The sequence below is a fragment of the Streptomyces sp. NPDC050423 genome (genome assembly GCF_040655445.1).
In the GTDB taxonomy this organism is placed as follows: Bacteria; Actinomycetota; Actinomycetes; order Streptomycetales; family Streptomycetaceae; genus Streptomyces.
Map to the genome: position 1 here is coordinate 234,345 of NZ_JBFAJY010000001.1, position 22,081 is coordinate 256,425.

14 protein-coding genes are annotated in these 22,081 nt (G+C 72.5%); 5 read left to right on the forward strand and 9 right to left on the reverse strand.

The features are described from left to right. Positions 1–184 precede the first annotated feature (184 nt). The 4 genes from AB0I52_RS00930 to AB0I52_RS00945 all read left to right on the forward strand — a co-directional run bounded on the left by AB0I52_RS00930 (position 185) and on the right by AB0I52_RS00945 (position 7,014). A complete protein-coding gene (locus AB0I52_RS00930) occupies positions 185–877 on the forward strand; it encodes a spermidine synthase (RefSeq protein WP_363067815.1) in 693 nt (230 codons plus the stop codon). 235 nt (positions 878–1,112) lie between these two features. After that, positions 1,113–1,850 carry a response regulator transcription factor gene (locus AB0I52_RS00935; RefSeq protein WP_014154105.1) on the forward strand — a complete coding sequence of 246 codons (738 nt, stop codon included), beginning with the start codon at positions 1,113–1,115 and terminating at the stop codon, positions 1,848–1,850. Further along, the gene (locus AB0I52_RS00940; RefSeq protein ID WP_362960882.1) at positions 1,847–2,923 is read left to right on the forward strand and encodes a HAMP domain-containing sensor histidine kinase; all 1,077 of its coding nucleotides are present in this window, start codon (positions 1,847–1,849) and stop codon (positions 2,921–2,923) included. Before AB0I52_RS00935 ends, AB0I52_RS00940 begins: the two co-directional genes overlap by 4 nt. Positions 2,924–3,180: 257 nt before the next feature. Next, a complete protein-coding gene (locus AB0I52_RS00945) occupies positions 3,181–7,014 on the forward strand; it encodes a multifunctional oxoglutarate decarboxylase/oxoglutarate dehydrogenase thiamine pyrophosphate-binding subunit/dihydrolipoyllysine-residue succinyltransferase subunit (RefSeq protein ID WP_363067635.1) in 3,834 nt (1,277 codons plus the stop codon). Between the two features lie 140 nt (positions 7,015–7,154). Here AB0I52_RS00945 and fxsT read toward each other — a convergent pair whose 3' ends face one another. The 8 genes from fxsT to AB0I52_RS00985 form a co-directional block, all read right to left on the reverse strand. Further along, entirely contained in the window at positions 7,155–10,148 is a 2,994-nt protein-coding gene (gene fxsT / locus AB0I52_RS00950; protein WP_363067637.1) for an FxSxx-COOH system tetratricopeptide repeat protein, read from the reverse strand. An 80-nt stretch (positions 10,149–10,228) separates the two neighbouring features. After that, the gene (locus tag AB0I52_RS00955) at positions 10,229–11,620 is read right to left on the reverse strand and encodes an HEXXH motif-containing putative peptide modification protein (RefSeq protein WP_363067639.1); all 1,392 of its coding nucleotides are present in this window, start codon (positions 11,618–11,620) and stop codon (positions 10,229–10,231) included. Then, positions 11,617–12,756: an FxsB family cyclophane-forming radical SAM/SPASM peptide maturase gene (locus tag AB0I52_RS00960; RefSeq protein WP_363067817.1), complete on the reverse strand. Its 1,140-nt coding sequence runs from the start codon at positions 12,754–12,756 to the stop codon at positions 11,617–11,619. The genes AB0I52_RS00955 and AB0I52_RS00960 overlap by 4 nt, the downstream gene beginning before the upstream one ends. Positions 12,757–13,093: 337 nt before the next feature. Next, a complete protein-coding gene (gene fxsA, locus AB0I52_RS00965; RefSeq protein WP_363067641.1) occupies positions 13,094–13,309 on the reverse strand; it encodes an FxSxx-COOH cyclophane-containing RiPP peptide in 216 nt (71 codons plus the stop codon). A gap of 186 nt (positions 13,310–13,495) precedes the next feature. Continuing rightward, on the reverse strand, positions 13,496–16,939 hold the full coding sequence (locus AB0I52_RS00970; RefSeq protein ID WP_363067643.1) for an SAV_2336 N-terminal domain-related protein: 3,444 nt from the start codon (positions 16,937–16,939) through the stop codon (positions 13,496–13,498). 7 nt (positions 16,940–16,946) lie between these two features. Continuing rightward, positions 16,947–17,969, reverse strand: coding sequence for a MoxR family ATPase (locus AB0I52_RS00975; protein ID WP_363067645.1), 1,023 nt, complete (start codon positions 17,967–17,969; stop codon positions 16,947–16,949). A 130-nt stretch (positions 17,970–18,099) separates the two neighbouring features. Beyond that, positions 18,100–20,103, reverse strand: a complete 2,004-nt coding sequence (locus tag AB0I52_RS00980) for a trypsin-like peptidase domain-containing protein (RefSeq protein ID WP_363067647.1) — start codon at positions 20,101–20,103, stop codon at positions 18,100–18,102. Between the two features lie 56 nt (positions 20,104–20,159). Then, the gene (locus AB0I52_RS00985; protein WP_363067649.1) at positions 20,160–20,738 is read right to left on the reverse strand and encodes a CU044_2847 family protein; all 579 of its coding nucleotides are present in this window, start codon (positions 20,736–20,738) and stop codon (positions 20,160–20,162) included. A 196-nt stretch (positions 20,739–20,934) separates the two neighbouring features. Between AB0I52_RS00985 and AB0I52_RS00990 the strand changes: the two genes are divergently transcribed. Beyond that, positions 20,935–21,114, forward strand: a complete 180-nt coding sequence (locus AB0I52_RS00990) for a DUF6104 family protein (protein ID WP_363067651.1) — start codon at positions 20,935–20,937, stop codon at positions 21,112–21,114. Between the two features lie 34 nt (positions 21,115–21,148). Here the strand turns inward: AB0I52_RS00990 and AB0I52_RS00995 are convergent, their stop codons facing one another. Continuing rightward, a complete protein-coding gene (locus AB0I52_RS00995; RefSeq protein ID WP_363067653.1) occupies positions 21,149–22,024 on the reverse strand; it encodes a hypothetical protein in 876 nt (291 codons plus the stop codon). Positions 22,025–22,081 lie beyond the last annotated feature (57 nt).

The window sequence follows — 22,081 nt, forward strand, 5'->3', positions numbered from 1 at the left end:
GCGCTGCACGGCGAGAAGGCGCCGCGCCCCTGACCGGGCCCGCGCCCGGCCAGGGGCGCCCGGATTGCCCGCCCGGTGCCCGATCGGGCAATCCGCTGGCCCGGACGCGGCCGGGCGGGCCAGGATGGCCGGGACACCGACCGGCGGTGACCCAGCCGTCGACCAGCCACCGGAGACCCGCGCCATGCACCACACCCACGGCCCCGACGCCCTCGCCCCCGTCACCCTCGACCGCCGGGAGGGACCGTACGGAGAGGTCGTCCTGCGCCTGCGGGGCGACGACTTCGAGATCATCGCCAACGGGTGCTTCCTGATGGACACCTCGGACGGGCGCTCCGAGCGGCTGCTGATCGACGCCGCCCTCGCCGCGCTGCCCGCCGGGCGGCCGGCCCCGGCGGTGCTGATCGGCGGGCTCGGGGTCGGGTTCTCGCTCGCGCGGGCCGCCGCCGAGCCGCGCTGGGGGCGGATCGCGGTGGTCGAGCGGGAGCGGGCCATCGTGGACTGGCACCTGGGCGGACCGCTGGCCGGGATCTCGGCGGTGGCGCTCGCCGATCCGCGGACCGCGGTCCTGACGACGGATCTCGTCGCCCACCTCCGTACGACTACGGAACGTTACGACGCGCTGTGTCTGGACATCGACAACGGGCCGGACTGGACGGTCACCGAGGACAACGCGAACCTCTACTCCCCCGCCGGTCTCGCCGACTGCCACCAGCGGCTCACGCCCGGCGGAGTGCTCGCGGTGTGGTCCGCACAGCCGTCCGAGAAGTTCGAAGAAGCCTTGCGCGATGCCGGATTCCATGGGGTTCGAACCGAAGAAGTAGGCGTTGCCCGAGGTGTGCCCGACGTGGTCCATCTCGCAATTCGCGCGGCCTGATATCCCCCCGCCGGGTATGCGAGCCCCTGGGACGCCCGGGGGCCAAGCGCCACAAGAGCGACACTCCGCCTCCTCCGCGCGGCCGACGGGCTCCCGCGCCCTTGCACCCTGCGTAGCCGGGAGCCGCCCGCTGCCTTTACGCTGCTGACCGATGACGGGATCTCCCGCGAAATTCACAAGCGATAACCGTGCGTCCGGGGGAATGGCCCCCGTGAGAACGGGCAGGGGCGGGGCGATGGAACAGACACACACCACCCACAACGGTGTCGCGGCCACCCCGGGCGCACAGCGCCGGGTATTGGTGGTCGAGGACGACGCGACGATCGTCGATGCCATTTCCGCCCGGCTGCGGGCCGAGGGCTTCCTGGTGCAGACCGCGCTCGACGGCCCCGCGGCCGTGGACGCGGCCGAGGCCTGGCAGCCGGATCTGATGGTGCTCGACATCATGCTTCCCGGTTTCGACGGGCTGGAGGTCTGCCGCCGGGTGCAGGCCCAGCGCCCGGTGCCGGTGCTGATGCTGACCGCCAGGGACGACGAGACCGACATGCTCGTCGGCCTCGGGGTCGGCGCCGACGACTACATGACCAAGCCGTTCTCCATGCGTGAGCTGGCGGCCCGGGTGCACGTCCTGCTGCGCCGGGTCGAGCGGGCCGCGCTGGCCGCCGTGACGCCGCGCAGCGGCATACTGCGCCTCGGCGAGCTGGAGATCGACCACGCACAGCGCCGGGTGCGGGTGCGGGCGGACGACGTCCATCTGACGCCGACCGAGTTCGACCTGCTGGTCTGCCTGGCCAACACGCCGCGCGCGGTGCTCTCCCGGGAGCAACTGCTGGCCGAGGTCTGGGACTGGGCGGACGCCTCGGGCACCCGGACCGTGGACAGCCACATCAAGGCGCTGCGCCGGAAGATCGGCGCGGAGCGGATCCGAACCGTGCACGGCGTCGGTTACGCCCTGGAGACTCCGGCGCCATGACCGCGCCCGGACCGGGGCTGCGGCCGTTCTCGATCAAGGCCAAGCTGGGCACGCTCGTCGTGGTCTCGGTGTTCATCACGACCGGGCTGCTGATGGTGGCCCTGCGCACCCGTACCGAGCTCCGGTTCATCACGGTGTTCTCGGTCATCGCGACCCTGTTGATCACCCAGTTCGTGGCGCACGGTCTGACCGCGCCGCTGGACGAGATGAGGGCCGTGGCCCGGTCGATCTCGCACGGCGACTACACCAGACGGGTGAGCGGTGCCGACCGGCGTGACGAGCTGGGCGACCTGGCGCAGACGATCAACCTGATGGCCGACGATCTGGAGGCCGTGGACCGGCACCGCAAGGAGCTGGTGGCCAATGTCTCACACGAGCTGCGCACCCCCATCGCGGCGCTGAGAGCCGTGCTGGAGAACGTCGTGGACGGGGTGTCCTCGGCCGACCCCGAGACGATGCGCACGGCGCTCAAGCAGACCGAGCGGCTCGGCAGGCTGGTGGAGACGCTGCTGGACCTGTCCCGGCTGGACAACGGCGTGGTGACCCTGCGGGCCGGCCGTTTCGAGGTCTGGCCGTATCTGTCGGGGGTGCTGAAGGAGGCGAACCTCGCCGCCGGCCACCGCCGGCTGTCCTCCGGCTCCGGCAACTCCACCCGCAAGGACGTCCATCTGCATCTGGACGTGTCCCCGCCGGAGCTGACCGCGCACGCGGACGCCGAGCGGCTGCACCAGGTGGTGGCGAACCTGATCGACAACGCGGTGAAGCACAGCCCGCCGCACGGCCGGGTCACCGTGCTCGCGCGGCGCGGGGCGCTGCCGGAGTCACTGGATCTGGAGGTCCTGGACGAGGGCCCCGGCATTCCGGAGTCCGAGCGGCACCGGGTCTTCGAGCGTTTCAACCGGGGCGAGGTGACATCGCCGCACGGTCCGGGCAGCGACGGCGGCACGGGTCTCGGCCTGGCGATCGCCCGCTGGGCGGTGGATCTGCACGGCGGACGGATCGGTGTGGCCGAATCAGTTCGCGGATGCCGCATCCGCGTCACTCTTCCGGGGATCCATCAACCGCGCGGTTGACATAGGGTTCGAACCGGAAGGGCACGTTCTGCGTGTTCTGTTCAAGGGGTACGGTCCAAGGGGCCGCAACTGCGGTCTCGCGTACCCGGAGCAATGCGGAACCAAGGTTGTTTCCCGCCATTTCCTGCGCCGAAACCCGACTTTCGATGTGACTTGCACGACGAAGACCGGCCCGGTCCGCATGGAACGGCCCGGGAGGCGTAGCCTTGATTTCCGCTGTCCACCACCTTGTGAAGCGGAAGAGGGCGGTTGCCGCCGTGTCGTCTCAGTCCCCCAGTAACTCGAGCATCTCGACCGACCAAGCCAGCCCGGGTTCGAACCCGGCTGCTGCTTTCGGCCCCAATGAGTGGCTCGTCGACGAGATCTACCAGCAGTACCTCCAAGATCCCAATTCGGTCGATCGCGCCTGGTGGGATTTCTTCGCCGACTACAAGCCGGGTACGTCCGGCACGGCGGACAAGCCCGTTCCCGGCGCCGCAGCCGCGGGGGCTGCGGTGCCAGCGGCTCCGGCCGTGACCGCACCGACCGCCACCGCTCCGGCCGCACCCGCGCAGCCCGTGGCCCAGGCCGCACCCGCCGCACCGGCACCCGCTCCGGCCGCTCCGGCACCCGCCGCCCCGGCGGCTCCGGCGGCTCCGGCGAAGGCCGCCCCCGCCCCGGCGGCACCGGCAGCACCGGCTCCGGCCGCGAAGGCCGCCGCCGCTCCGGCCACCGAGGCGCCCGCCGGGCCCGAGTACGTGACGCTGCGCGGCCCCTCGGCCGCGGTCGCGAAGAACATGAACGCCTCGCTGGAGCTGCCGACGGCCACGTCCGTCCGCGCCGTCCCGGTGAAGCTGCTCTTCGACAACCGCATCGTCATCAACAACCACCTCAAGCGGGCCCGGGGCGGGAAGATCTCCTTCACGCACCTCATCGGGTACGCGATGGTGCAGGCCCTCAAGGCCATGCCGGCGATGAACTACTCCTTCGCCCAGAAGGACGGCAAGCCGACCCTGGTCAAGCCTGAGCACGTCAACCTCGGCCTGGCCATCGACCTGGTGAAGCCGAACGGCGACCGCCAGCTGGTCGTCGCGGCCATCAAGAAGGCCGAGACGCTCAACTTCTTCGAGTTCTGGCAGGCCTACGAGGACATCGTCCGCCGGGCCCGCAACGGCAAGCTCGGCATGGACGACTTCACCGGCGTCACCGCCTCGCTGACCAACCCCGGCGGCATCGGCACCGTTCACTCGGTGCCCCGCCTGATGCCCGGACAGGGCCTCATCATGGGTGTCGGCGCCATGGACTACCCGGCGGAGTTCCAGGGCACGTCGCAGGACACCCTCAACAAGCTCGGTATCTCGAAGGTCATGACCCTGACCTCGACGTACGACCACCGGGTCATCCAGGGCGCGGCCTCCGGCGAGTTCCTGCGGGTCCTCAGCCAGCTGCTGCTCGGCTCGAACGACTTCTACGACGAGATCTTCAAGGCGCTGCGCATCCCCTACGAGCCGGTCCGCTGGCTCAAGGACATCGACGCCTCGCACGACGACGACGTCACCAAGGCCGCGCGGGTCTTCGAGCTGATCCACTCCTACCGGGTCCGCGGCCACGTCATGGCCGACACCGACCCGCTGGAGTACCGCCAGCGCAAGCACCCCGACCTGGACATCACCGAGCACGGCCTCACCCTGTGGGACCTGGAGCGGGACTTCGCCGTCGGCGGCTTCGCCGGGCAGACCCTGATGAAGCTCCGCGACATCCTCGGTGTGCTGCGCGAGTCGTACTGCCGCACCACCGGCATCGAGTTCATGCACATCCAGGACCCGAAGGAGCGCAAGTGGCTCCAGGACCGGGTGGAGCGTCCGCGCCCCGCTCCGGAGCGCGAGGAGCAGCTGCGGATCCTGCGCCGGCTCAACGCCGCCGAGGCGTTCGAGACGTTCCTGCAGACCAAGTACGTCGGCCAGAAGCGGTTCTCGCTGGAGGGCGGCGAGTCCGTCATCCCGCTGCTCGACGCGGTCATCGACTCCGCGGCCGAGGCGCGCCTCGACGAGGTCGTCATCGGCATGGCCCACCGCGGCCGGCTGAACGTGCTGGCGAACATCGTCGGCAAGTCGTACGCGCAGATCTTCCGGGAGTTCGAGGGCAATCTCGACCCCCGGTCGATGCACGGCTCCGGCGACGTCAAGTACCACCTGGGCGCCGAGGGCACCTTCACCGGACTGGACGGCGAGCAGATCAAGGTCTCGCTGGCCGCCAACCCCTCGCACCTCGAGGCGGTCGACCCGGTCCTTGAGGGCATCGCCCGCGCCAAGCAGGACATCATCAACAAGGCGGGCACGGACTTCACGGTCCTGCCGGTCGCGCTCCACGGCGACGCGGCCTTCGCGGGCCAGGGCGTCGTCGCCGAGACGCTCAACATGTCGCAGCTGCGCGGCTACCGCACCGGCGGCACGGTGCACGTCGTCATCAACAACCAGGTCGGCTTCACCGCCGCCCCGGAGGCGTCGCGCTCCTCGATGTACGCGACGGACGTCGCGCGCATGATCGAGGCGCCGATCATCCACGTCAACGGTGACGACCCGGAGGCCGTGGTCCGCGTCGCGCGGCTCGCCTTCGAGTACCGGCAGACGTTCAACAAGGACGTCGTCATCGACCTCATCTGCTACCGCCGCCGCGGTCACAACGAGGGCGACAACCCGGAGTTCACCAACCCGCAGATGTACACGCTGATCGACAAGAAGCGCTCGGTGCGCAAGCTCTACACCGAGTCCCTCATCGGTCGCGGCGACATCACGCTGGAGGAGGCCGAGCAGGCGCTCCAGGACTTCCAGGGCCAGCTGGAGAAGGTGTTCGCGGAGGTCCGCGAGGCCACCTCGGCACCGTCCCAGCCGCATGTCCCGGACGTCCAGGCCGAGTTCCCGGTGGCCGTGACCACAGCGGTGTCCTCGGAGGTCGTCAAGCTGATCGCCGAGTCGCAGGTGAACATCCCCGACGGAATCACCGTCCACCCGCGTCTGATGCCGCAGATGCAGCGCCGTGCCGCCTCGGTGGACAACGGCACCATCGACTGGGGCATGGGCGAGACGCTGGCCATCGGATCGCTGCTGATGGAGGGCACCCCGGTCCGGCTCGCCGGCCAGGACACCCGCCGCGGCACGTTCGGCCAGCGCCACGCGGTCCTCGTCGACCAGAAGACCGGCGAGGACTACACCCCGCTGCTCTACCTCTCCGATGACCAGGCCCGCTACAACGTCTACGACTCGCTGCTCAGCGAGTACGCGGCGATGGGCTTCGAGTACGGCTACTCGCTGGCCCGCCCGGAGTCGCTGGTCATCTGGGAGGCCCAGTTCGGTGACTTCGTCAACGGCGCGCAGACCGTCGTGGACGAGTTCATCTCCTCGGCCGAGCAGAAGTGGGGCCAGACCTCCGGCGTCACGCTGCTGCTGCCGCACGGCTACGAGGGCCAGGGCCCGGACCACTCGTCCGCCCGCCCGGAGCGCTTCCTCCAGATGTGCGCGCAGGACAACATGACGGTCGCCATGCCGACGCTGCCGTCGAACTACTTCCACCTCCTGCGGTGGCAGGTGCACAACCCGCACCACAAGCCGCTGATCGTCTTCACCCCGAAGTCGATGCTCCGGCTGAAGGCTGCCGCGTCGACGGTGGAGGAGTTCACCACCGGCGGCTTCCGTCCGGTGATCGGCGACGCGTCGGTCGACCCGAACGCGGTCCGCAAGGTCGTCTTCTGCACCGGCAAGGTCTACTACGACCTGGAGGCCGAGCGCGAGAAGCGCGGCGTCACGGACACCGCGATCATCCGGCTCGAGCGCCTGTACCCGCTGCCGGGTGCCGAGCTCCAGGCGGAGATCGCCAAGTACCCGAACGCCGAGAAGTACCTGTGGGCCCAGGAGGAGCCGGCCAACCAGGGTGCCTGGCCGTTCATCGCCCTGAACCTCATCGACCACCTGGACCTGGCCGTCGGCGCCGACGTCCCGCACGGTGAGCGCCTGCGCCGCATCTCGCGGCCGCGCGGCTCGTCCCCCGCGGTCGGCTCGGCCAAGCGTCACCAGGCCGAGCAGGCACAGCTGCTCGACGAGGTCTTCGAGGCCTGACCGGCACATCACGAACCGAGGGCCCGGCCCCGCGAGACGATCGCGGGTGCCGGGCCCTCGGCGTTGCCGCGGGTCCTCGGAGTCTGCGTCACCAGGCTCATTCGAGCCCCTCACAACCCGCTTGGACTCCGGGCAGGTACTCAGATCATCTGCGGCTCGAAGTCCCAGTACGGCCGATTGCGGGAGCGTGCCGAGACCGTGTGCACGTGCTGCGCTCCCAGGGTGGCCGCCAGATCGCCGAGCGCCTCCGTCTCGACCTTCTCCGCCCGTTGCCGGTCGCGAAGTCCGCGCAGATCGGCCGCGTGGGCGATGCGGGCGGAGAGGGTCAGCGGGTGGGTTCTGCCGAGGGTCTCAGTGGCCCGGGTGGTGACCGATTCCGTCAGCGCAGCGGCGGACTCGGGGTCGCCCACGAGATTGCGCAGCGCCGCGGCGTTGATCGCGCAGCCCAGTGTCCAGGGGTGGTTCTCACCCACCGCCCGGCCCATGGCCACGAGCGTCTCCTCCGCAAGGTGGTGCGCGTGATCACGCTCCCCGACGTTGCGCAGGATCAGGGCGTGATTGCCACGGGTACCCGCCACGTAGGGATGCTGCTCACCCAGCATGTCCGCGTAGTCCTCCATGACCTTCTCGCTTATGGCCCGGGCCTGGTCGATGTCGGCGTGCTCCCGGGCGAAACAGCTCTGGCTCGCGGCGAACATCGTGGTCAGCGGGTCGCTCTCGCCGAGCACGCGCTCACCGCGTTCGAGCACCCGGGTGAAGAGCTCAGCAGCCTGACCGCGCTGCCCCGAACGGTAGTAGCAGAGAGCGAGGTTGTGCTCGGCGCGCAGCGTCTGGGGGTTCTCGTTGCCCATCACGAGCCGGTGCACCCGGACGCTCTGGGTCTGGAGCGACTCGGCCTCGCTGTACCGGCCGAGCAGGCGCAGATCGGTGGCGTAGTTGATCTCTGAGTACAGGGTCCAGCTGTGGCGCTGCCGGAGCAGTTGCCGCCGCGATTCCAGAGTGCGCCGGTTGAGATCCAGCGCCTCCTCGTACCGTCCGAGCAGGCGCAGGGACGCTGCCAGGTTGTTCTGCGCGCTGAGCGTGAGCGAGTCCTGGTCCCCCAGCAGTTCGCGGTACGCGCTCAGGACCCAGCTGGACATCTCGCACGCCTCGTCGTACCGCCCGAGGCCGCGCAGGTCCGCCGCGAGGCCGCTGGCGGCGCGCAGGTGCTCCAGGTCGTGGGTGCCCCGCTCGGTCCGCAAGTGGTCGACAGCGGCCCGTTCGATCGCCTCGGTTCCGGCGTAATCGCCGACCGCGCGCAACAGGTTGGCGTAGTTGTAGCTGAGGTCCCAGACCCGGGGGTGAATCTCCCCCATCAGCTCACCCCATGCCGTCATCGCGCGGGAGCCCAGCTTGATTCCGGCCCGGTATTCCCCGGAAAGGTACATGTAGCGAAGGCAGTTGAGCACCAGGGCCTGGACCGCCGGGTCGGTGCTGCGCAGGACATCGGCCCACTTCAGGTGCGGGGTGATCTCCGCATATCGGGGCCACAGCCGGGTGTCGGTGGGGCGGCCCGGGTCCGCGGCGGCGAGTGCGCGGCGGACCACGTCCCTGAATTCCTGGCGGGCGTGTTCCGGCATGTCCTTGCGGACGATCTGGTGGACCATGCGGTGCAGATAGATCGACTCGCCGGAGGACGACTCGTCGATGACGGCCTCGTGCGACTCGAGGCGGACCACCGAGTACTGACGCAGCTGACCGATCGCCTTGTTCCACAGCAGTGGGTCGTTCATCAGACCGGAGAGCTGCTCGGGCAGCTCTCCCGGCGGCATCTCCTTCAGCAACCGTACGGGGATGGAGCCGGGCGCGAAGAAGCTGCACAGGCGCAGCAGGTCGACGGACTCGGGGACGGTGTCCCGGAGTTTGTTCAGCAGTATCGACCAGGCGGTCTGGAAGGCCAGTGGGAAGTCGGCGGAGAGCTTGACGACGTCCTGGTCGATGCCGCCGCCGAGGAGCTCGATGTACTCCTCGACCGACATGTCGGAGTCGTTGAGCCAGCCGGCGGTCTGGTCGAGCAGCAGCGGGAGGTCCTCCAGCGCCTCGGCGAGCCGGCCGGCCTCGGTCCGGGTGAGGCGCGGGGCCCGGCGGAGGATGAAGGCGACCGATTCGTCACGGTCGTAGATCGGCACCTCGACCAGGTTGCTGTTGTGCTCGCTCCATTCGGGGTTGCGGGAGGTGATCAGGACGTGGCCGGGGCCGGTCGGCACCAGGTCCCAGATCTGTTCCGGCTCGTCCGCGCCGTCCAGGACCAGCAGCCAGTGGGAGTGCGGGTCGCCGCGGCGCAGCGAGTCGCGTACCGCGCGCAGCCGTTCGCCGTACTCGGCGCCGGTGGACAGGCCCAGTTCCGGGGCGAGTTCGGCGAGTTTCTGGCGGTAGAGGGCGCGCCGTTCGGCGGGCACCCACCACACCACGTCGTACTCGGAGCCGAACCGGTAGACGTACTCGGCGGCCAGCTGTGTCTTGCCCACCCCCGACATGCCGTGCAGGGTGACGACGCCCGCACCGGCCCCGGCGTCCTGGAGGGCCGTGTAGGCCTTGCTGAGCAGTTCCTCGCGGCCGGTGAAGCGGGTGTTGCGACGCGGTACCCCGCCCCACACCTCGGGGGTGTCGGCCGGGTAGCGCGGGCCCGGCCGCGCCGCGGCGGACTCGGGCAGCGGGTCGGTCGGCAGCCCCAGGCGTACGAGCAGCCGGCGCTCGGCCTCGTCCGCGCCGACGTTCGTCAGGTCCGCGGCGCCGAATACGGAGGTGGCGCCCGGCAGGGCCGAGGTGGTGACGGAGGCCGCGGCGAAGCGGTCCGGGTCGGGGGCGACGACCTCGCGCAGGGCACGGTTCCACTCCTCGTGGCCGCGGGGCCCGACCTGGAAGTACCAGTCGCTGAGCAGGACCAGGATCCGGCCGCGGGAGAGCATCAGGTCCCGCAGGGCGTCCTCCAGCGGAACCTCCACCCGAGGGTCCCAGCGCTGCTGGACGACCGCCACCCCGCGCCGCTCCAGCCGGTCCGCGATCCACGCCGCCCAAGCCCGGTTGAAACCGGCGAAACTGAGGGTGACTGTCTGCGCCCCGGTTGCTCCAACTTGCTTACGCGTTCCGGGCATTCAACCGTCTCCCTGACCTCGTTGCGAGCTTTTTCAAGATACACCGAGCATGGTCGCTCCGGCCGGAATCACCTGGCCGCTCAGCTCCTGGGTGATCCGTTCCTCTGCTGCCATATCACCTTGGCGGTACTCACGTACGCCTCAGCGCGTGCCAGGTGCCCCGTGGGGGGCGGTGAATCCTCCAGACGGTGGTAGACCGTGATCATTTCGTTGACCAGCACCCGCCCCTCGGTGGTCAACGCGGCCGAGCCGGCGAGTACCGGCAGTACGGCGCCGACCTGCCGGTGGGAGCGCGCGTGTTCCGCCCATGCCAGATCGCGGTGGGTGACCCGGCGCGCGCCGAGGGCGAACCGCTGCCAGTAGTCGGCCAGCGCCAGGTGTGAGTAGGCGCCCTGGAGCAGTCCATCGAAGGGCCTGGGGTCCGAGCGCCACGGGGCGAAGTGACGGGGGGTCGCGTCCTCGTGGTGCAGCCGGACGAGTGCGCCGAGCGCGGCGAGCTTGGTGTGCTGGAGTTCGTGCACGAGGGTCGAGGCGAAGTAGGCGGGGGTGGCCGGCTTGCTGCTGAGGACCGCGCCGAACGCCTCGCGCCGGGTGCCGCTGCAGTGGGCCGCGCTCTGGCCGGCCGGCCCGGAGCCGGGCGGCGGTCCGAGCGGAACGAGGCAGCGAAGCAGGACGGCCGCTTCGGTGAGCCGGTGCTCGCCGCCCACCCGCAGCAGCGGTTCGACCCCGGACCAGGACTCGTTCCAGGCCTTGCGTTCGCTGTCGTCGATGTGAGTGGCGGCGCTCAGCCCGTGGCATTCGAGTCCGGTGCCGCGGGTGCGGTACGGGTCGAGGTCGTCCAGGGGTACGGGGCCGGCGCCCGGCAGCACGGCGGGCAGCGTGAGCACCGGCAGCCAGCGGGGGTCGGCCGAGGTCATGGTGCCGTCCGGCAGGGTCCGTACCGACAGAGGCGGCGCATCGAACGGACAGATCGTCATGTCACCGTCCATGTGGGTGAGTTCGACCGGTCCGTCGTCCGCCCGCACCGCGCCCAGGGTGGGCAGGGAGAGCAGACCTTCGCGAGGAGCGAGCCGGGCGGTGCAAGGCAGTGCGGCCCGGATCGCGGCCGCCGTCGCGAGTGCGCTCAGGTGGGCCAGGTCGGCGTGGAGTTCCGGGGTCATGGCGGTGGTGCCGGTGAGGCCGCCCAGGAGCCGCTGCGCCCAGGGGCCGGTCATGGGGTGGAACAGCACGGTGCGTACCGCGGCCCGGTCTGCGCGTTCGGCCGCTTCGAGCAGCGCCCAGTCCTCGCGCAGCCGGTCGAGCAGACGGGGTGGGCACACGGTCGTGGGGGCGGCGGCCGCCGCGTCGAGCACGGCCCTCAGGAGAACGAGGCGGCGGGTGTCCTGATCGCGTACGAGCAGGCCGAGGGAGTCGGTGTCGCCCTCGGTGCGGCCGAGTTCGCGCAGGACGCGATCAGGGATGGCGGGGCTCATGGGGGGTCTCCTGCGGTTGCGTCGGCGAGCCGGTCCGCCACGTGGCGGATCAGCCGTTCGAGGTCCGCGCAGTAGACGGAGGGGTTGATGAAACCGTTCTCTGCGCGGTAGCGGTGGGCATAGTGGCCGCCGCCGCAGACGGTCAGCAGCGGGCAGGCGCGGCAGGCGGCGGCGAGCGCGGCGGCTCCCGCCTGGCGGGCGGCGACGCCGGGGTGGCGCAGGGCGTCGTCGAAGGTGTGCCGGAAGACGTCGAGTCCGGTGGCGGCGGCCGTGTCGTAGGCGGACTTGAGGGAGTCGACCTGTTCGATCGATCCGTCGGTCTCGACGACGACCGCGTTGACGGGGTCGAGGCCGAGGGATTCGGTGGCGGCGGGCAGGCCGAGGAGCAGGGCGACGCACTCCTCGAAGAGCCGGATCCGGGTCTCCCGCCCGGCCGCCGGCCACCAGCGGTCGAAGACGGCGCACAGCCAGTCGCCGTAAGGGGTGGCGCGGCCCGAACCCGGGCCCATGCGGGTGAGTGCCGCCTCCGGCAGTCCGGGCGGCGGGCTGGTCCAGTTGCCGTGCGGCAGGAGCAGGTCCAGGGCCGGCGGGCGCAGGGCGAGCAGCGACTCGTACATCTCCACGGGGTCGGTGCGCGGGTCCACAACGGTGAGGATGCCCGCGTACGCGTCGGGGTGGTGGTCGGCGAGGAGCCGGGCGCCACGTGATGCGGCGGGCCAGGAGGGGCGGCCCGCGTGGTCGGTGCGCCGACTGTTGTGGGCGGCCAGGCCGCCGTCCAGGCTGATGCCGATGCTGATGCCGTGCCGGGCGAGCACAGTGACGCCCGCGTCGGTGAGCAGGGTGGCGTTGGTCTGCACGGTCGCGTGGACGGTGCAGCCGCCGTTCACCCGCTCCCGTACCCGGTCGGCCAGGGCGGCCAGCCGGTCCGGGCCCGCGAGCAGGGGTTCGCCGCCGTGCAGCACCAGGGCGACGTGCCGCAGCCGGTGGGCGGCGGCGTGCTCCGCGATCCGGTCCGCGGTGCGCTCCAGGACGGCGGGCGCGGCAGCGGCAGGCCGGTCCCGCCAGGTGCGGTCGGGGCCCTCGTACAGGTAGCAGTACCGGCAGGCCAGGTTGCAGCGGCCGTGCACCTTCACTATGAACTGCCCGAACGGTACGGGTGCGGGCGAGCCCGCGCCGCCGCGGTCCGGCGAGGCGGCCGGGCGCGGGACTCCGTCCGCGCGCGGCGGCTCGCCGCTCCCTTCCGCACACCGCTCCGTGGGCCGCTCCCCCTGCGGCGTCGCCCGTCGGACCACTCCGGCACCCCCGTGCTGTACGTCTGCCGGGACGGTTACCGGTACCGGCCCGGGGTGAGTATCCCCGGCACCCGGCGCGGGCAGACACGTCCCGGACGATGATTTCCTGATCGGACTCGCCCCGGGCCGAAACCGTCCGCCGGGTCCCGGTCCGGGCGGCGGTACTGCGGGACCGTCCGCCTCAGAAGGCGCTGGTGAATCCCCAGAGCATCTCCTGCGGCTGTTCGGCCCGGCCACGCAGATCCGCGACCACCTCCGCGAGGACCGGGTGGTGCAGGGTCCGCAGGGTCTCCAGATCGAGACCCAGCAGATCCGGCAGCGCGTCCGCGGCTCCGGACGCACCACCGCCCGTGCCGCCGGGCACGCCCGCCCCGTTGTTACGTGTCGACTCGTTCATCACGCCTCCCCGTACTCAGCACCGGGCCCGCCGCGCCGCGCTCGCCATTGAGCGCACACCGCCGGTCCCGCGTCCCTGACTCGCTCCGTCCTGCTGCCCGCGCCGTCGGCCGGCGCCGGTCACGCGCCGGTCGTGCCCCTGCCCGGTCCGGACGCGCCGCCGCTCCGGGTGCTCGTCGTCGAGCACTCAGCGCTCAAGACCGGCCAGCCGTTCGGCGCTCCACTCGCCCGCCGCCCCGCCGCCGTCCGGCAGCTTGCGCCACTCCAGGCGGGCCGCCCGGTACGCCTCTCGCGCGGCCCGGGGGCGCCCCGCTCTCTCATACGTCATACCCCGCCAGTGGTTGGCTGTAGCACCCAACTCCACGGCCTCCCGGATCTGTTGCGGACTCTCCAGCTCCGCTTCCGCCGTCGCGGCGGAGGCGGCGGCCGAGCGGAAGGCCTCCGCCGCCTCGTCGCGCCGGGCCGGCCGGAGCAGTACGTCGGCGGCCTCCAGCTGGGCCCTGCCCAGCTCCAGCCAGCAGCGCGCCGCGGTCAGCGGGGCCACGGCCTCCTGTGCCGCCAGCCCGAAGAGGTACTCGGCCTCCCGGAGATCGACCCGGTCCGCGGCCGCCCGGTGCCGCAGCATCAGGGCCCGGCCGAGCATCAGCAGCCGCTCGGACTGCTGCGCCCCGCCGGACGGCGTCTCGGTCCGGCAGTCGCGCAGCACGCGCACCGCCGCACCGATGTGCGGGCCGCCGTCCGGCAGTTCGGCGCGGCGCAGCAGCGTGCCGCCCCATTCGGCGAGCAGGTCGGTGTGGGCCCGGGAGTCCCGGGGGATTCCGCGGGCCGCTCGGGCGAACCAGTCGGCGGCCGCCACGAGTTCGTCCGGATCGCCGGTGTGCTCGTAGCGGGCGGCCCGGACCCGCCCGGCCCTGGTCTGCAGTTGGGCGCGCTGCCGCTGCTCCCGTACGGTCTCCAGCGCCTGGCCGGTCAGGGCCGCGGCCTCGTCCGGCTCCTCGCCGGAGGCCAGCAGCGCGTCCACCAGGTCCAGCACGATGCGGACCTCGGTGCCCATGGTGTGCCGGCCGCCCTGGGCGAAGGCCGTGCGCAGCGAGCGGGCCGCCTGGCGGGCGAACTCCCTGGACCGTTCGGTGTCCTCGGTGGCGCCGGACAGTTTCAGCAGGGTCCGGCCGTGCTGGAGCGGGAGGGCGGCGGGCCGGTTCTCCTGGTCGGGCCAGGAGTCGGCGAACGCCTCCAGCATCCCGCAGGCGCTCTGCAACAGGGCGCTGTCACCGTCGAGCCGCCACTGCGCCTCCAGGGCCCGCACCCGCTCCAGGGTGAGCCGCAGTGCCTCGGCCGGCGCGAGGCCGGGGGCCGCGCAGGCGGCGGTGTACTCGCGGTCGGCGCGCCGCAGCAGCTCCAGGGCGCCGCGCCGGTCGCCACGCCGCCGCCGGTCGTCGGCCGCCGCGTGCAGCACCTTGGCCAGCACGGCGCGTTCGCGTACCGCACCGGGAACCGCGGCTGCCCGCTCGGCGGCGTGCTCGGCCTCGCGGAGCAGTTCGGCGCCGCCCTGCACCTCCCAGAGCCGCAGGACGCAGCGCGCGTACTCCGCCCAGAGTCCGGGGTCCACGGCCTGCCGGGGGCCGTTCTCGGCGGCTCCCCGCAGGAGCTGTACAGCGTCGATCAGGCGCTGCACCATCTTGTCCGCCTCGAACTGCCGCACCAGCTCGCGGGCGCGTTCCACGGCGGAGGTGGTACCGGGGGCCGGCGGCCCGGGGGCGGGAGCCCTGGGCGGGATCACGAATCTGGAGGGTACGGGCATGAATCGCTCCAGTACGCGGGCCGCGACCTCGGCGAAGGCATGGGGAACGCGGGGGCCGCCGGGCCTCTCGCTCCCCCCGTCCGCCTCGTTCTCCTCGCTGTCCTCGTTCTCCTCGCCGTCGTCGCCCTCCTCGTACCCGGCGCCCGCGGTGACGTGCCCGGTGGCATACGGGGAATCGACCGCTTCTCCGTCGCCGAGCTGGGCGAAGGCCAGAGCGGGGAAGTTGGGCCCGCCCTTGCCGAACCGCGTCTCTATGTACTGCGAGCAGTGCTTGAGTACGAGCAGAGCCTCGTCCCGGCCCAGCGGACCGAGCAGCGCCTCCTGGACGCCGGGCTCGAAGCGGTACCACTGTCCGCGGCCGCCGCCCGCGCCGTCCGCGCGCGAGAGCAGGCCGCTCAGGAGCACCTCGGCGAGTTCGGACGGGCCCGACTGGGGCAGCATGGTGCGCTGCACCAGCTGCATCACCGGCAGGTAGAGGGGCGCTGCCGCGAGATAGACGGCCAGCTGTCCGGCGGCCGGTGAGCCGGCCGAACGGAAGCGGCTGACCAGCTGGAGCGAGGACAGGGCGGCGCCGGAGCGCTGGGCGGCGGCCGCGGGCTGGTCGGCCCGCACCCAGCCGACCGCTCCGGAGATCCGTGCCGCCCCGGTACCGGAGAGCAGCCTGGCCCAGGCCGCCAGCGCGTCCGGCACCGGCGGGAGGACCGGGACCGCCAGGGCGCCGGGGTGCACCGCGGGGCCGGTGCCGGCGTCCTCGGTGACCTTCAGCAGGGTGGCGCCGGCGAGGCCGTCGCCCCGGGACAGCGAACCGAAGGTGACCGGCAGCCGGGTGCGGTTCCACATGCGCTGCGGCAGCGGCTGCAACACGGCGACCGGGGCCTGCCGGGCGAGCTGGTGCAGCAGCCGGTGGGCGCGCCCGCTGTGCCAGAGCGGCCCGGCGCAGTCGCTGATCACCACGGTGACCCGGCGCCCGGTCGGATCGCTGAGCCGGTCCGCCGAGTGCAGCGGGGCGGCAGCGGGGTCGGAGCTGCGGCTGACGGTGCAGTCGCCGTCCGGTCCCTGGTGCAGATAGCGCACCTGCACATCCCGGAAGGCGCCCAACTGGCTGAAGATCTGCTGGAGTTCCCCGAACATCCGGTCCCACACCAGCATGGAGGACGAGGCGTCCATGACGCACTGGAGGATCGCGTCGCCCCGGCCGACTCCACGGAACACCGGCATGATCATGCCGCCCGCGCGGGCGCTGAGGTCCGCGGTCGCCGCCTCGTCCAGGACGCGGCGCAGCGGGGCGGAGACCGGGCGATACCGCTGCAACGGGCGCAGGGCGCGGGTGAGTTCGAGGGGTGCGGGCAGGACGGGGGCGGCCGGCACCCCGAGCGCGAGTTCGGTGGTGCGGGGCTCCGTGCCGGACCGCCGGCGGGTCCGGAGGTCGCCCTCGTCCCGCTCGCCGCCGGCCCGCGCGGGGCTCGGGACGGGGTGGAGGGCGATCAGCCCGTCGCCGATCGACCCGTCGCCCGGCTCGCGGTCCGCACCGGGGCGGCCGGTGTCCGCGACGCGGCCGCCGTCCCCGCCCGCCCGGTCCACGGGGCCCGGACCCGCTTGCTCCCCGGGCAGCCGGCCATCCGGGGGCGTCACCCCGGACTCGTCCTCCTCCGGGGCGCCGGACGCGCCGGTCCACCCGGCCAGCCAGAGGGCGTCGCAGAGCTGCTCGACATCGGGGTCGAGCCCGGCCCCGCGCAGCCGTGCGACGAGCGTCTGCAGCGGCTCTCCGTCGTACGGCTCCGGGGCATCGGGCCCACCGGGCGGCACAGAGGCGTCGTCCGCCCCGGGCATCAGTACCTCACCTCGGCCGGTCGAGCCGCTGGATGAGCAGTTCGGCCAGCCGGTCGCGGCCGGCCGGCGCAGCGGCGTGGGTGAGGTAGATGGCGTTCAACAGCTGGTCGGTGGCCAGCAGTTCGCTGCGCGATCGCTCCAGGAAGCGGGTGATGAGGTCCTCGCTGGAGCGGGCCGCTTCCTCGCCCAGGTGCGCCTTGACGAAGGCGGCCAGCCGCTTGTGGTCGGGGCGGTCGAGTTCCAGGTGGATGCAGCGGCGCATCAGGGGGGCCGGGAAGTCCCGCTCCCCGTTACTGGTGAGGACGACGAACGGGAACGCCCGGCACTGCACCCGGCCGCCCTTGATCCGCACCTTGTTGCCGTCGTGGTCCAGCACGTCCGCCTCGCCGTCGGGCAGCCGGTCCACGATCCGTTCCAGCTCGGGAATGGCGAACTCGCCCTCCTCCAGCACGTTGAGCAGATCGTTCGGCAGGTCGATATCGCTCTTGTCGAGCTCGTCGATGAGCAGCACCCGGGGCCGGTCCGAGGGCAGCAGCGCGGTGCCCAGCGGGCCCAGCCTGATGTAACTCCCCACGTTCTGGGCCGAGTCGGCGCCGCCACCGCCGTCCGCGGCGGCGTGCGAGGCGATCTGTACGTCCTGGAGCCGGGCGATCGCGTCGTAGTGGTAGAGGCCGTCCAGCAGCGAGGAGCGGCTGACGATGGGCCAGCGCAGCACCTTGCCGAACTCGAGTTCGCGGGCGACGGAGTGGGCCAGGGTGCTCTTTCCGGCCCCCGGGTCGCCGGTGACCAGCAGCGGACGCCGCAGGTACAGCGCGGCGTTGATCATTTCGAGTTCCTCGGCGCCCGGCCGGTGCTCCTCGGCGATGCGCCCCGGGATGCCGAGCCGGCGGTCGGCGGAGTCGTCGCCGTCCGCCGGGGAGCCGCGACCGCCCGAGAAGTCACGCCAGGGCGGCGGGGGCGGCAACTGCGGGACGCCGTCGTGCGGTTCGCCGATGCCGCGGTAGATGAGCCACTCGCTGGGTTCACTCATAGCGTGGTCCTCGTTGTCACTCGTCCGCCAGGGACAGCAGCTGTCGAACGTGCCTTACCGTAGCGATCCGGCGTACCCCCCGTAAGGGGCGGGCCGGCACGGTCCTCCGGATGATGACGGGCGCGGCTCGTCACGGCGCCTCCAGGAACTCGCCCGAGCCGGGCAGCGGGTGGTGTGGATCGTCGTAGAACAGGGCGACCCCGTCGGACCAGTACGTCTCCGTACGTTCCGCGCTCACTCCTTTTCTCAGCTCGTGCAGCTTCAGCGGAAGTCCGTCACGGGTGCGGGCGTCAAAGACGGCCTCGGCCACCCGCCGGTGGAATTCCCGGCAGACCGTGTCGGTCTCCGTCGGCCGCCGTTGCAGCAGGGCCACTGCGAAGCCGGTGTCGAGCACCCGCACCGCCCCGGCCGTGATCCCGGAGTCCGGGTTGCCGTAACGGCAGAGCACCGGCACGCTCTCACGGGCCAGGGTGCGCAGCTGGGCGACCTCGGGTACTCGTACCCGCAATTCGTTCTCGCAGTCGACGACTTCGGCCCGCATCCCGTCCTGCGTGGCGTTCCAGCGTGCCAGCCGCTCGTCGTCGGGCCCGCGGTAGGAGCTGCGCAGGACCACCGGCCGTACGACGCCGAGCGGCAGCCCGTCCGAGGGGAGCTCCCAGCGGTCGACCTCGAGGCCGAACAGCGCGGGGGTGACGGAGACCTGGAGCAGGGCGGGGCTGCCCGGCTCGTCGCACTGCCGGAACGCCTCGGTCAGTGCGGCGGCGAGCCGGTCCGGCAGGGTGTCGAGCGCGGTGCCCTGGCTGTCCTCGTCGACGGGCAGCATCTCGCCGGTGTGGCGGGCGACCCCGATCCGCCAGTCGTAGCGGTCCCGGGCCCAGCCCTGGGGTTCGAGTTCCAGCAGGACGCAGGCGCGCTCGCCGTAGCGGACGGGTTCGCTCAGCGGTGCGACGGCCCGGCGGCGGTTCTCCTCCAGGCGCAGCCGGACGGCCGCCCACTCCATGGCGAGCTGCCGGCGGAAGTCCCGGGACAGCTCCTCCTCCGCGATCCGCTTCACCCACTCCCACAGCGACTTGGCCGCGGTCCCGGTGGACGGCACGTCGAAGGGCCGGTCGGCGGCGAGCACGCCCATGCAGTAGCGCAGGACCAGTTCGAGCGGGGCGTCGTGGTCGCGGGCGCGGGTGTCGTACAGCGCCCCCAGACCGTCCCGCCAGCCGCGCGGGGCCGGGCGGTGGTCACGGGAGTGGACGCCGGGCAGGGCGTCGAGGAGGAGGAGCAGGCCGCGGGTGCTGACCGGGGGCGGGAACTCGGCGAGCCGCCCCAGCAAATCCGCCCGCCGCTTGGGGCCGAGGACGCCACCGGGCGGGGCCGCCAGCTCGCTCTGTACGTCGGCCCAGGTCCGCTCGGTGCTGGCCGGGCTGTTGTGCCGGTCCGCGTGGTAGCGGTCGTGGGCGTGGAAGACGGACTGGTAGGTGTCGTCGCCCTCGGTCTCGACGGGCTCGGACGGCACCTTCAGGGTGCGCAGCCGCTCGATCCCCACAGCCGTGCCGCCCTGGTGGTTGTCGAGCCGCGACTTGATCACCCCGACCACCTCCCCCCGGGCGAGGTCCACCACGGGACCGCCGGACATGCCGGGCTCCAGCCAGTCCCCGTCGAGCCGGACGACCTGTTCGGCGTCGTCCGACGCGCCGTAGGCCCCTTTCACCACACAGACGCCGCTGCGCTTCAGCAGCCCCCCGCCCTGCGAGGGCGCCCAGCCCACGCAGTGGATCTCCCGGCTGCGGAGCATGGCCTCCGAGCGCTCGGTGACGTACACACAGGTGTGCTCGACGGGCCGCTGGAGCTTGATGAGCGCGAGGTCGGGGGCCGGCCAGCCGGCGGCTCCCCGCGGACGGGCGCCGGGCATCGCGGCGACGACCTTGCCCGGCACCTCGGTCAGCTCGGTGCTGTAGCGGTCCTCCTTGAACCACACGTTCACCCCGCCCCCCTCCCCCCGCATCGCCACATGCGCACACGTGAGGATCCAGCTCGGGGCGATGAAGAAGCCGCTCCCCAGGAAGTCCCCGCCGGGTCCGTCATGGGCATACCCGGACCCCGGACGATGGATGCGCACGGTGGCGTCGTGGACGAGGCCCATGAGTGCAGCCTGCGGCTGTCCCGGGCCCCCCTCTGCGCCCCCGTCGCCCTCCGGGCTCATGTCCCGCCGCCGTCGGTGTCGTCCGCCCCGCCGGGATGCGCCGGGGCGCCGGGGGGTGCACCGGCGGGCGGGCCGGGGGGCGCGGGCTCCGGTGCGGTGGGCTGGGCTCCGGGGGGCGCGAACGGAACGGGTGGCACGAACGCGGGCGGCACCGGAGGCCCGGGGGCCTGCGCGGGCACGGGTGCGGGGGCCGGCGGGGGTGGATCGACGGGTGGTCCGCCGCCGTTCCAGGTGAGTGTGACCTTGATGGCTCCCTTGGCCTCGCCGTCCGCGAGAAGCCCGACGATCCTGCCGGACTTGGCGGTGAGCTCGATCCCGAACTCGACGCTGACCTCGTCCGGCCGCACGGCGCGCAGCGGCACGGCGAGCGAGCGCGCGACACTGGTCACCACGCCCTGCAGGCTCTCGACCCGGGCCTGCACCTGGTCGGCGATGTCACCGAACCCGGTGTCCGTGTACGTCGGACCGGCACCGGGCGCCGGAAGGTCCAGCTCCTCGGCTCCCGAGATCCGGGCCCAGACCGGCGTGCCGTCCGGCATCTCAATGCGCGTGATACGCGCCGCGCTGTCACCCATGACACCCCCCGTTCCCCAACTACCCGCAGGTTAACGGCCGTAGTCGGCCGATGCGAGGCACATGGACCAGGACGCGGGGGCGTGGCGGATCGGTTCGCCGGCCCCCCGCACGGCCGGTGCGGACCGGATCCCACGGCGTCCGAGGACCGGGTCCCGCGGCCTTCGCGGGTCGTCACCAGGCATTAAACTTCCCGGCATGTACTTCACCGACCGCGGTATCGAGGAGCTGGAGAAGCGACGGGGCGAGGAGGAGGTCACCTTCGAGTGGCTCGCCGAGCAGCTGCGTACGTTCGTCGATCTGAATCCCGACTTCGAGGTGCCGGTCGAGCGCCTCGCCACCTGGCTGGCCCGGCTGGACGAGGACGAGGACGAGTAGTCACCACCCGGCCGCCTCCGCCCCCGCCGGCCTGTCAGGCGGGCCCGCCGCCCGCCTCGTCCGGCCCGTCGTCCCGGATCCGGTCGTACGCGAGACCGAGCGCGCCGTGCACCATCAGCAGCGCCCCGGCGAAGACCCACCCGCCGCTGCGCCGGCCGGCTCCCCAGAGGGCGAGCGGGAGTCCCGCGGCCAGCTGGGCGCCTGCCAGGGCGCGGGCCCTGGGCCCGCGCATCCAGGGCCCGACACGGCTGTTCTCGACTGCTTCGAGTTCCACCCTGACCGCGTCGCGCCAGCCGGTCCACGCGATCCGTTCGACCGCGGGGCCCGCACCGGCTCCGGCGGTCAGCGCGGCTGAGGACGCGCCGGGGTCGAGGCCGGCCGGGAGCGTCAGCCCGATACGGGTGAGGACGGCGAGCAGCCCGCGCAGCCGGGCGCGGGCGTCCGCCTCCGGATCGGGGCGGGTCAGGGCTTCGAGCGCCTGGACGTCCAGTACGGGATCGAGGCCGAGCCGCTCGGCGAACGTACGCATCGCCTCGTCCTCACCCGCCGGGGTCCCGTCGGCGAGCCAGACGTAGCCGACCGGCCGGCGGAAGCCCGCGGCCAGGGTGTACCCGGCCCGGTCGCCGTCCCACCAGAGCGCGAGGACCGGCCAGGTGGAGCCGACCGCGAGTGCGGTGGCCCAGCCGCCCAGCACCCGGTCGACGGGCTCGGCCGCCTCCCCCGCCTCCGGTTCCCGCCGGTCCTGCGGGCGTCCGCCCTGCCAGGGCGTTCCCTCGGGTACGAGGACGCTCCACCCGTCTCCGGCGGGTGCGAGCAGCATCCGTTCGCGCAGCAGGTGGGCGACCGGCCGCACGGTCTCGGGTTCGGCCCGGCACAGCAGCAGTGCGCCCACAGGTGATGTCGCGTCCATGTCTCACACCGTAAGACAATTTCGCACCATTCATCACCGCTTAAGGCGATTTGCCCC

Coding starts and splice junctions, on each gene's coding strand:
- AB0I52_RS00955 (WP_363067639.1), bottom strand. CDS start 11,620: ATGAGCCCCGCCATCCCTGATCGCGTCCTGCGCGAACTCGGCCGCACC.
- AB0I52_RS00995 (WP_363067653.1), bottom strand. CDS start 22,024: ATGGACGCGACATCACCTGTGGGCGCACTGCTGCTGTGCCGGGCCGAA.
- AB0I52_RS00975 (WP_363067645.1), bottom strand. CDS start 17,969: ATGAGTGAACCCAGCGAGTGGCTCATCTACCGCGGCATCGGCGAACCG.
- AB0I52_RS00990 (WP_363067651.1), top strand. CDS start 20,935: ATGTACTTCACCGACCGCGGTATCGAGGAGCTGGAGAAGCGACGGGGC.
- AB0I52_RS00970 (WP_363067643.1), bottom strand. CDS start 16,939: ATGCCCGGGGCGGACGACGCCTCTGTGCCGCCCGGTGGGCCCGATGCC.
- AB0I52_RS00980 (WP_363067647.1), bottom strand. CDS start 20,103: ATGGGCCTCGTCCACGACGCCACCGTGCGCATCCATCGTCCGGGGTCC.
- AB0I52_RS00935 (WP_014154105.1), top strand. CDS start 1,113: ATGGAACAGACACACACCACCCACAACGGTGTCGCGGCCACCCCGGGC.
- AB0I52_RS00985 (WP_363067649.1), bottom strand. CDS start 20,738: ATGGGTGACAGCGCGGCGCGTATCACGCGCATTGAGATGCCGGACGGC.
- AB0I52_RS00940 (WP_362960882.1), top strand. CDS start 1,847: ATGACCGCGCCCGGACCGGGGCTGCGGCCGTTCTCGATCAAGGCCAAG.
- fxsA (WP_363067641.1), bottom strand. CDS start 13,309: ATGAACGAGTCGACACGTAACAACGGGGCGGGCGTGCCCGGCGGCACG.
- fxsT (WP_363067637.1), bottom strand. CDS start 10,148: ATGCCCGGAACGCGTAAGCAAGTTGGAGCAACCGGGGCGCAGACAGTC.
- AB0I52_RS00930 (WP_363067815.1), top strand. CDS start 185: ATGCACCACACCCACGGCCCCGACGCCCTCGCCCCCGTCACCCTCGAC.